The 9,268-nt window shown below is 57.8% G+C and carries 8 protein-coding genes and 5 pseudogenes; 7 read left to right on the top strand and 6 right to left on the bottom strand.

The genetic code is table 11. From position 1 onward, the window contains the following. Together AB4Z52_RS35300 and AB4Z52_RS35295 are read left to right on the top strand one after the other, a co-directional pair. Window positions 1-187, top strand: a pseudogene (locus AB4Z52_RS35300) (ABC transporter permease); the annotation flags it as partial. A gap of 374 nt (window positions 188-561) precedes the next feature. Continuing rightward, window positions 562-924, top strand: a complete 363-nt coding sequence (locus tag AB4Z52_RS35295; RefSeq protein ID WP_442222471.1) for a hemagglutinin repeat-containing protein — start codon at window positions 562-564, stop codon at window positions 922-924. Between the two features lie 129 nt (window positions 925-1,053). Here the strand turns inward: AB4Z52_RS35295 and AB4Z52_RS35290 are convergent, their stop codons facing one another. Both AB4Z52_RS35290 and AB4Z52_RS35285 read right to left on the bottom strand, forming a co-directional pair. Next, complete coding sequence (locus tag AB4Z52_RS35290; protein WP_442222470.1) at window positions 1,054-1,257, bottom strand: hypothetical protein; 204 nt, start codon at window positions 1,255-1,257, stop codon at window positions 1,054-1,056. A 199-nt stretch (window positions 1,258-1,456) separates the two neighbouring features. Next, a complete protein-coding gene (locus AB4Z52_RS35285) occupies window positions 1,457-1,759 on the bottom strand; it encodes a PsiF family protein (RefSeq protein WP_442222469.1) in 303 nt (100 codons plus the stop codon). Between the two features lie 275 nt (window positions 1,760-2,034). Between AB4Z52_RS35285 and AB4Z52_RS35280 the strand changes: the two are divergent. From AB4Z52_RS35280 to AB4Z52_RS35265, 4 genes and pseudogenes are all read left to right on the top strand, one after another. Then, a pseudogene (locus tag AB4Z52_RS35280) lies at window positions 2,035-2,338 on the top strand (type II toxin-antitoxin system RelB/DinJ family antitoxin). Further along, window positions 2,335-2,657: pseudogene (locus AB4Z52_RS35275) on the top strand (type II toxin-antitoxin system RelE/ParE family toxin). Before AB4Z52_RS35280 ends, AB4Z52_RS35275 begins: the two co-directional pseudogenes overlap by 4 nt. Window positions 2,658-2,789: 132 nt before the next feature. Further along, window positions 2,790-4,763: a methyl-accepting chemotaxis protein gene (locus tag AB4Z52_RS35270; RefSeq protein WP_442222468.1), complete on the top strand. Its 1,974-nt coding sequence runs from the start codon at window positions 2,790-2,792 to the stop codon at window positions 4,761-4,763. Beyond that, window positions 4,763-4,942 (top strand): annotated as a pseudogene (locus AB4Z52_RS35265) (chemotaxis protein CheW); the annotation flags it as partial. The gene AB4Z52_RS35270 and the pseudogene AB4Z52_RS35265, both read left to right, overlap by 1 nt. 286 nt (window positions 4,943-5,228) lie before the next feature. Here AB4Z52_RS35265 and AB4Z52_RS35260 read toward each other — a convergent pair. The 3 genes from AB4Z52_RS35260 to AB4Z52_RS35250 all read right to left on the bottom strand — a co-directional run bounded on the left by AB4Z52_RS35260 (window position 5,229) and on the right by AB4Z52_RS35250 (window position 7,173). After that, window positions 5,229-6,230, bottom strand: coding sequence for an NADP-dependent oxidoreductase (locus AB4Z52_RS35260; RefSeq protein ID WP_442222467.1), 1,002 nt, complete (start codon window positions 6,228-6,230; stop codon window positions 5,229-5,231). Window positions 6,231-6,379: 149 nt separating this feature from the next. Further along, window positions 6,380-6,934 (bottom strand): TetR/AcrR family transcriptional regulator, encoded by a 555-nt coding sequence (locus tag AB4Z52_RS35255; protein ID WP_442222466.1) that lies wholly within the window; start codon window positions 6,932-6,934, stop codon window positions 6,380-6,382. A 110-nt stretch (window positions 6,935-7,044) separates the two neighbouring features. Beyond that, window positions 7,045-7,173, bottom strand: coding sequence for a zinc-binding dehydrogenase (locus AB4Z52_RS35250; protein ID WP_442222472.1), 129 nt, complete (start codon window positions 7,171-7,173; stop codon window positions 7,045-7,047). Window positions 7,174-7,306: 133 nt separating this feature from the next. Here AB4Z52_RS35250 and AB4Z52_RS35245 point away from each other — a divergent pair, with 133 nt between their 5' ends. Then, window positions 7,307-8,839: an alkaline phosphatase family protein gene (locus AB4Z52_RS35245; RefSeq protein WP_442222465.1), complete on the top strand. Its 1,533-nt coding sequence runs from the start codon at window positions 7,307-7,309 to the stop codon at window positions 8,837-8,839. A gap of 179 nt (window positions 8,840-9,018) precedes the next feature. On the opposite strand, the pseudogene AB4Z52_RS35240 reads toward AB4Z52_RS35245, so the two are convergent. Beyond that, window positions 9,019-9,268: pseudogene (locus AB4Z52_RS35240) on the bottom strand (ABC transporter substrate-binding protein); the annotation flags it as partial.

The raw sequence follows: 9,268 nt of genomic DNA, 5'->3' as shown, positions 1-9,268 counted from the left end.
GTTCGTCGGCGCGCGTTTCGGCATCGGGCAGCTGATCTCGATCGCCAAGGGTACCTTCGACGCGGCCGGCATGTTTGCCGCGATCCTCCTCGTCATGTTGGTGACGCTTGTTGCCGAGTTCATCATGACGATGATCGAGAACCGGCTCGCCAAATGGCGTCCGCAACAGCACATGGATGCACAATAATTCGCTCCGGATCGACTACACTTCTACAGAGGCCGGCTCTCCCCCACCGGTCTCTTTTTTTGTCCATATGTTCCTCTGCTTGGGGGAGGGAGAAGAGGTGACTATTTGAAAATTCTCCTTTTATACTGGCCGTCGACGCCGCTGACGATCGCCAAGGCAAGATGGCCCGGCGCTCGCAGGCGATCCTCGGTCTGATGTGGTACTGCGCAGCCGAAATGGCTCCGCACTGCAACCCGCCGCCACCGTCACAAATACAGTAACCAAAAACCGCCGGAGCAAACTCAAACTTGGATGAAACTTGGGGGCAACGGCACTGGTGAAGGAGAAAATGCGGCTCGCGACAATTGCCTTCAGTTTGACAATCATCTCGACCTATGGCGATCTTACCAGCCGCAGCCTGCAGATCTCAGGCTACCGCCGAGGATGCCGATACCGCCGGCCCGATGAACGGCAACGCCCTGATCTCGGCCAATACCATTGGCATGGCCGACGCCGAGGCGAGGAACACGGCCTCGTCGAGCAGCCAATCGGCAGGCGCCAACATCGGCGTTTCGGTCGGCGTCGGCCTTGGCGGCACAAGTGGGACTAGCCTGACGGCCAGCGCCTCGGCGGGCCAGTCGAAGTCGCATAGCACCTCGACCACACAGGTGATGGAGACCGTTATCGCCACCACCAACATCACCTTCGCCTCGAAGGGAGGCCCCACCGTGGTTGTCGCGCGAAAAAATGGCTGGTGATAGCGCGCGATCAGGTTTGATTTTGATGAGGCCGGACATCCGTTAGAGAGGTCTGGACCTTATGAAGATAAGGGGCCGGAAACTGCTCTCCGGCCCCACTATGTTCACAGCAACGTAGACGCTCGCAATTTAGCCGTTCTGGTCGCCGCTGTCGTCGGCAGCCTGGGCCTTGTTCTTTTCCTCGATCAGGTCCGTTAGCTTGTCAACGCCTTCGAAGCCCGCGACGGCGGCTGCCGTTTTGGCGAGGAGGCCAGCGTTCGGATCGACGGCCTTCAGCCCGTCTTCCGCGGCGACGGCGCCAGCAACTTCTTCAATAAGCTTTCCAATGCCCATATGATTTCTCCCGGTTCAAAAAGGTTCAGTTAGATCGCGCCATCACGGCAGTTATTGGACGCGAGAGTGGGATACTTCTATTGAGACCGTGTTTGAATGGTTCCGGTTCGTTTTCGGCAATGAGTGATTGGCGTTTCTCAGAGCATTTATCGATCCGGAAGATTGCACGGTGGATGGGATTATGCGTCGGCTGCGAAAATTAGCTCTTCTTCGCAGCAGCAGCCTTGCACTCTTCGCGGAACTTCTTGCGATCCTTGCCATGCAGACCCTTGGCATCGGCGTCCGCCGAACATTTTTTGGAAATGGTCTGCTTCTGCGTGTCGGCAGCAGCCGGTTTTGCAGTCGTGGTCGCAGTAGCCGCCGGCTTCGTCGCCGTCGTGGTCGTCGCCGCGGCAGCGGGTTTGACGGTAGTGTTGGGGGTTGCGGCGGTCGAAGACGCTGCAAAGGCCGAACCGGAGAATGCCAGCATGCCGGCGAGAGCAAGAGCAAAGGTGGTTTTCATGTATTGGCTCCGAAAGTTAGGGGGTGTCTCAGAAGACGTATGCATTTGTGCATGCGTCTTCTGAACCCGATATGAATAGGGCAGCCCTGCAAGCCGCCAGCTTACGCCGGAACCGAATTCATAATCGTCCGGGACGGCAAAATTGCCGCCGTCTATCTCATCTTTGACAAGCTTCTCATCTTGCCCCGCCCAGCGCACGTAGCAACCTAGAGGATAGATCTGGCGGATGTCGTAAAGATGCATGACATTGACGTCGCCTAAAGGGAGAATTGGACATGGCTTCAAATGCATTGGTCCAGACTCGGATCGACGCCGCGGTCAAGGAGCGCGCCACGGCAGTTCTCGAGAATATGGGGCTGACCGGCTTCGGATGCCGTCCGCATCTTGCTAACCCGGACCGCGAATGAAGGCACGCTGCCGTTGGAATTGGTCAGCAACAGCGACGTCCAGGATGCCTGGTTCCGTGCCAAGGTATTGCAGGCACTCGAGGACACCCGGCCTGATGTCGAGGATGCTGACGCCGATAGGCTTCTCAGCGAACGCCGGGCGGCGGCACTGCGCAAGGTCGATGACCGATGAAGCTTGTCTGGGCGCGATACGCGCTAGACGATCGCAGCAACATCTTCAGCTACATAGAAGCAGAGAATCCGAGGGCTGCTGTTCACGTCGACGAGAAGAGCGCCGCGTTGCGCGTCGCCTCCTCGACTTTCATGAAAGCGGACGTCCTGGCCGTATAGCCGGAACACGCGAACTCATTGTCCCGGGCACACCATACATTGCAGCCTACGCGGTGATGTCCGACAGGATTCGGGCGCTGCGTATTCTGCACGGCGCCCAGACGCGGCCTCTCGAGATAGGAGGCGAATATCATCCCCCAATCTTGTCTTCGCAGCGCTAGGTTTGCAGTGCCCATCAGCATCTCCAACATGGGAACACATTCCGTTGAAAATGGTTACAGAACCCACTATTTAACTGCCTGTTTACTAAACATAATTAATAATCTCCTCCTAAATCTAGGAGCCCGATTGCAATGGCATTTCTGAACCGAATGAGCATCCTTTCAAAGCTGCTTTCCGTCATCGCATTCATGGCGCTGATGATTGTCGGTTGCATCTGGTATGCGACCGCGCAAATGAAGGCGATTGACGATTCCTATAGTGCGTTTATCGATCATGAAGCGCGTGCGGTAGCGAACGCTCGGCGGGCGAACACGTTCGCCTATGAGCTGGTCTACAACGTCATTCGAGCCATCGCGGAAACCGACCCGGATCAAATAAAACAGTCGAGCGACGCGTTTGACAGCACGGTTCCCGAACTCAAGCAGATATTGTCCGATCTTCGTCAGCAGGCCCCGGCTTTTGCTGAGCGCACCGACGACATCGAAAAGAAGGCTGACCTATTCGTCAGCAGCGTATCGGCGGTGATGGATCTCGCCAAGAAAAACCAGAACAAGGAAGCACTCGACTTGCAACATCGTCAAGTCGATCCAGGCTTCCATGTGCTTTCCAAAGCCATCAGCGGTCTGGCTACCGATATCCAATTATTCGCAGACAAAGGTTCAAACGATTTGTCGGCTAAAACGAGCAATACCCGATTCCTGACCATCGCGTCTTCGGCGGTGGGCCTGGTGGTCGGGTTCGTGCTGGCCATTGTCGCCATCATATTGGGCGTTACCAAACCGCTGGGTGCGTTGCGCGCCGCCATGGCACGTTTGGCTGCGAGCGAGACGAATATTCAAATCCCGGGGATGGGGCGAGGCGACGAACTTGGCCTGATGGCCGGCGCGGTCGATGTGTTCCGTCAGGCAGCCATTGCCAACAAGCGGCTGGAGGAAGAGGCAGAGGCAAATCGTGCTCAGGCGGAGGCCGATCGTTTGAGAATGACAGCCGAGGCCGAGGCTGCTGCGCAACAGCGGCTGAGGGAGGCAACCGCCGGCCTGGCGGGCGGCCTGAAGCGTTTGGCGGCCGGAGACCTGTCGTTCCAGCTGACGGAACCGTTTTCGCCGGACTTCGAAGCGTTGCGCCACGATCTGAATGGGGCAATCATCCAGCTTAGTGAGACCCTGCGCGATGTCGCCCGCTCGACGGCATCAATCGACAGCGGTTCGCGTGAGATCAGTCAGAGCGCCGACGATCTTTCGCAGCGCACCGAAAGGCAGGCGGCCTCGCTTGAGGAAACGGCTGCCGCCCTCGATCAGATCACCGCCAACGTGTCGAGTTCCCACAAGCGCGCCGAGGAGGCCCGTGCGGTGGCCATTCAGGCGAACACAAGTGCTGCCCGATCCGGAAAGGTCGTCGCCAACGCCGTCGAGGCCATGAGCCGCATTGAACAGTCGTCGAACCAGATCTCCAACATCATTGGCGTCATCGACGAGATCGCCTTCCAGACCAACCTTCTGGCGCTCAATGCCGGCGTTGAGGCCGCCCGCGCCGGGGAGGCCGGAAAGGGCTTTGCCGTGGTGGCGCAGGAAGTGCGCGAACTCGCGCAGCGCTCTGCAAAGGCGGCCAAGGAAATCAAGGATCTCATCCGCAATTCCACGACCGAGGTCGAAAGCGGCGTCAAGCTGGTGCGGGATACGGGAGAAGTCCTCCACGCCATCGAACAGGACGTTGTGACGATCAACCAGCACATGGACGCCATCGCCACGTCGGCCCGCGAACAGTCGACCGGTCTGGCCGAGGTCAACACTGCCGTTAACCAGATGGACCAGGTGACGCAGCAGAATGCGGCCATGGTCGAGGAGACCAACGCTGCTGGGGCCACCTTGGCAATGGAAGCCGGTCGTCTGAAGGAGCTGATCTCTCAGTTCAATCTCGGGAGCAGCGGCAACGCCTCATTGTCGACGACGGCACTTCGCCAGACTGCGTCGGTGATGACGGCTCCCGTCCAGGCTCTCCGCAATCATCGGCCGGTGGCTTCTCCAGCGCGTAAAATGGTCGCGGAGGTCGCCAAGGCCTATGGCGGCGCGGCAGCTGCAGCGAAAGAAAGCTGGGAGGAGTTTTGATGAACGCGGTTCGTCAAAATACTCAAAGCAGCGACGCGACGCTTGAAATTCTAGCCTTCCGACTCGACGATCAGGAGTTCTGCGTTAAGACGATCGCCATCCGCGAAATTCGCGGATGGGGTGCGGCAACACCGATACCCCACGCACCGGCGGATGTTGTTGGCGTGATGAACATGCGCTGTTGAATTCCATATGAAACTCACTCGGCTTTCCATTTCGCTATAACCCACAAAATATGAAGCACTTCATGGGCCTGTCTCCGCCCAGCAGGGTCAGCGCCAAACGGACAGACGGTCAATTCGCAGCGGAATTCAACATGCTGGGTAACGAGTGCGTTTTTCATGATGGTTAGGTTCGTTCCTCTCAAGGCGTTCGGAGCCTTTCGTCCGCATCGGTGAAATCCTGCAGCGGGCTTTGCAATTTTGCTCGCCGCGTGCTCGCTGCGCGCGCTTGATACGAAAGCCGCTACTGCACTTTGATCACAACCTTGCCCTTCGCACGACCCGTCTCAACATAGGCCAAAGCCTCGGGCGTCTGGTTGAAGGGGAATATCTTGTCGACGACGGGACGGATGGCGCCGCTATCGATCAACCCGGCAATCTCATCCAGTTGGCGGCCATTGGCGCGCATGAACAGGAACGAGTAGTGCACGTCGAGGCTCTTTGCCTTCTTGCGCACGCTGCGGCTCAACAGCCGGACGACGAGCTTCAGGAGAGCGTTCAGCCCGAGATCCTTGGCAAAGGCCGGGTCCGGCGGGCCCGAAATCGAGACGAGGTGGCCGCCCGGCTTCAGGACGTTTAGTGACTTCGAAAGGGTCTTCGGATCCTGGCTGTTCAGAACCACGTCATAGCCTGAGAGAATTTTTTCGAAGTCCTGGCTCGTGTAGTCGATCACCACATCGGCGCCGAGGCTTTTAACAAGGGCGGCGTTCTTCGCACTCGTGGTTGTCGCGACCGTCGCACCCAGATGCTTGGCAAGTTGGATCGCGATCGTCCCGACGCCGCCTGAACCCGCCTGAATGAAGACCTTCTGGCCCCGCTTCACCTTGGCGACATCGACGAGGGCCTGCCACGCCGTAAGCGCGACCAGCGGGATGGACGATGCATCTTCCATCGTTAGCGTGCGGGGTTTGAGCGCGACATCGTCTTCGTGGATGGCGATGAATTCCGCGAACGTGCCGACGCGATGATCCCTCGGCCGGGCATAGATCTCGTCGCCGACGTTGAAGCGGCTGACGCCGGGGCCGACCTTAACGACCGTCCCGGCGACGTCGTGGCCAAGCACGAAGGGCGGACGGTAAGGCAGGAAGATCTTGAACTCGCCGTCCCGGACCTTCGAATCGAGCAGGTTGACGGCTGTGGCATGGATGCGAACGAGGACGTCGGAGTTGTGAACCTGCGGATCCGGCAGTTCGGCAAGGCGCAGCGCGCCCTTCTTCTTGTATTTCTCGACGGTATAGGCTTTCACTGGAAATCTCCGGTCTGATGTTTCTTGCCTGGCAAGGTTTGATTTCGCCGTGCGGTTTGCACAGGTTCAGGTGTGGTCGAGGGCGATGACGCCGAGTGTGACGTCATCCGAACACTCATGGAGCGCGCGCTCCGGTATTGATTACAGGCTCAAGATGCTGGTGCGTGCGTAAGGCCCGCCAAGGTGCGTAGCGCGTTCTTTCCAGCCTGCAGAATGCGGCCCGACGCCTCTTTATCGACCGCCCGTGCCAGCTGGAGCGTCCCGATCAGGGTCGCAAAAATCGCGCATGCCACATCCTCCCTCGCTTCGACATCTAGCGGAAGCGTTTCGGCGAGGAGGAGCACGAGGACGCGGGACTGTTTGGCATACATGCCGCGCGTCTCCTCCGGCTGCCGCGCAAGCTCCGGCAGCAGCGCTGCGGATGCGCAACCCAGTCCCGGATTGTCCCGGTGTTCGGGCGAGAGGTAGAAGTCGATCACGCCGGCGAGCCCCCCTTCGTCCAACACCGCGCGCAGCCATACTGCTTGCTTGCTCAGGGCATCAGACAAGGTTTCCCGGACGAGATCGGCTTTCGAGGGAAAGTGGGGATAGAAGGCGCCATTGGTCAGACCGGCATCCTTCATGATCGTCGCAAGACCCGAGCCCGCAATTCCATCCGTGCGAAACCGCTCGATAGCGACATCGATGATCCTCCGGGCAACCACGAAACTCTCGCCACCCTGAAACGTGATCGGTCACTAGGGCGCGCCCTCGGAACCAGCACTGTTGTGGTCCACGGGGACCCTCCCATCTCGTTGATCATCATCTCCAGTGATCAGTCCGCGACGATCTTGCCCGGAGCGTGGCCGGTGCGATTGCGCTCGATTGCGGACGGCAGATCTTCGAAACTTTCCACTTCGGCGATGGTAGACCGCAGCGCGCCGGCGCCGACCTGTTGGGCGATGGCGGCGCACCCGATACCACATCCGGAGCAACGATGCTCACGAGGAGGCCCCCAGGTAACAGAGGTTTCACATCGCTGTCATTTGCCGGTGTTAGCGCTCTTGTGTGAACTGACGATGAGAAGGATAGAACCGATGAGCAAATTTTTCCGCGCGATGCTGCTGGGCGCCACTGCGATGATGCCAACATTTGGCATGGTTCAGGCTCAAGCTGCTCCTGCAAATTATGAGCATGTTTTGCTCATCAGCATCGATGGCATGCATGCCATCGATCTAGCAAATTACGTCGCAGGTCACCCAACAAGCACTCTCGCTCATCTTGCCAAAACCGGTCTATTTTATCCCAATGCACTAACATCCAATCCATCCGACTCATTTCCAGGCTTGGTTGCCCAAGTAACCGGCGGCTCCCCGGCAGTCACCGGCGTCTTCTATGACGACAGCTATGACCGGACTTACTTCACCCCGGGTTCCAACTGTCAGGGCGTCCCCGGTGCCGAGGTTGCGTTTGCCGAGAACATCGACGTGGACTCTACGCGGCTTGATGCCGGCGGCAAGCCAGGGCTACCGATGACGCAGATCGACCCGGCGAAATTGCCTTTGGCGATGGTAAACGGCAAATGCACAGCCATCTATCCGCATGATTTTGTGCGGGTGAACAATGTGTTTGAAATCGTAAAGAAGCATGGCGGCCGCACCGCCTGGTCTGACAAGCATCCGGCTTATGAATGGCTTGCCGGTCCGTCGGGCAAGGGTCTCGATGATCTTTTTGCGCTGGAGCAGGATTCTGTTATCCCCGGCACAAAAGTGAAAACAACCGGCAGCTTTAAAGCCGAGCGTGATTTTGACGACGCCCGCGTCAAAGCTGTGATCAATGAGATACATGGCTTCGATAGCACAGGCATAACCAAGCAGGCGGTTCCAACCTTGTTCGGCATGAACTTTCAGGCTGTGAGTGTTGGACAGAAGCTACCGAAATCCGGTCCCGCTGACGATGCTGGCCTTATCGGCGGGTACTCCGATGCATCGGCCGCACCGAACAATGGTTTGGCGCTGCAACTTGACTACGTCGATACTGCACTTGGTCAACTGGTTTCCGCGCTTCGGGACAACAAGCTTGAAGCAAGCACATTGATCATCTTGGCGTCGAAGCACGGCCAATCGCCGATTGATCCGACCACATTTCAAGCGCTGGACGATGATCCCTATTCTAAAACGCCCGGCTATGGCTTCCACATCGCCGACGATGCCGCGCTGATCTGGCTAAAGCCGCAGGATCGTGAAAAAAACATTGCTGATGCTACGGCCTATCTTGATAAGGCGGTGAAAACGCTTGGCGTTGGGCAAATCATGACGCCAAATCAGATGGCGATTGCCTATCAAGACCCTTCCAAGGACAGCCGTACGCCTGATTATATCGTCACGGTAAATCCGGGCGTCGTTTACACGTCTGGGAGCAAGATTGCTGAACATGGCGGCAGTAACGAAAATGATCGAAGTGTTCTTCTTCTTCTAAGCAATCCGGCGATAAAGGGTCAGGCAATCACTGCGCAAGTTCAAACAACACAGGTGGCGCCGACAATATTGCGCGCGCTCGGCCTCGATCCAGCAGAACTGCAAGCGGTCATGGCGGAAGGCACGCAGCCACTGCCGCGCTCCGGTTTGTAGCCTTCGATAGCAGGTTCAAGAGCGCTGCTTGGCTCCAGAACCGTGTGTGGCACGATCCGAAATAGCAATCGTGCTTCTCCAAAAGAGAGCAATGCTGACAGGACCTGGATCAATATTTCCAGTCTCACTACCTGTTGCGGGCCTCCGGCCAAGTGCTGGAGGCCCGTATTCCCATGCAATTACTTTACGTTCTTGACGAATTCCGACGTGAAGGTCTTCGACAGATCGATCGGCTTGCCTTCAATGTTCTTGTTGCCCTGCGAAAGCACGGCAAGAACCGTCTTCGGGCCGTCTTCCGGCATCACGCCGTCGGCTGTGAACATGGCCTTGCCGTCGTTAAGCGCTTTGACATAAGCCTCCTTGTCCCCGACGTAGAAATCCTTCGGCATCTTTTCGGCGATTTCCGCTGCAGAATGCGTGTTGATGAAT

It is taken from the genome of Rhizobium sp. 2YAF20, from assembly GCF_052114685.1.
GTDB lineage: Bacteria > Pseudomonadota > Alphaproteobacteria > Rhizobiales > Rhizobiaceae > Rhizobium.
The sequence above is the reverse complement of the archived record's forward strand: the minus strand, read 5'-3'. Positions and strand labels throughout refer to the sequence as shown.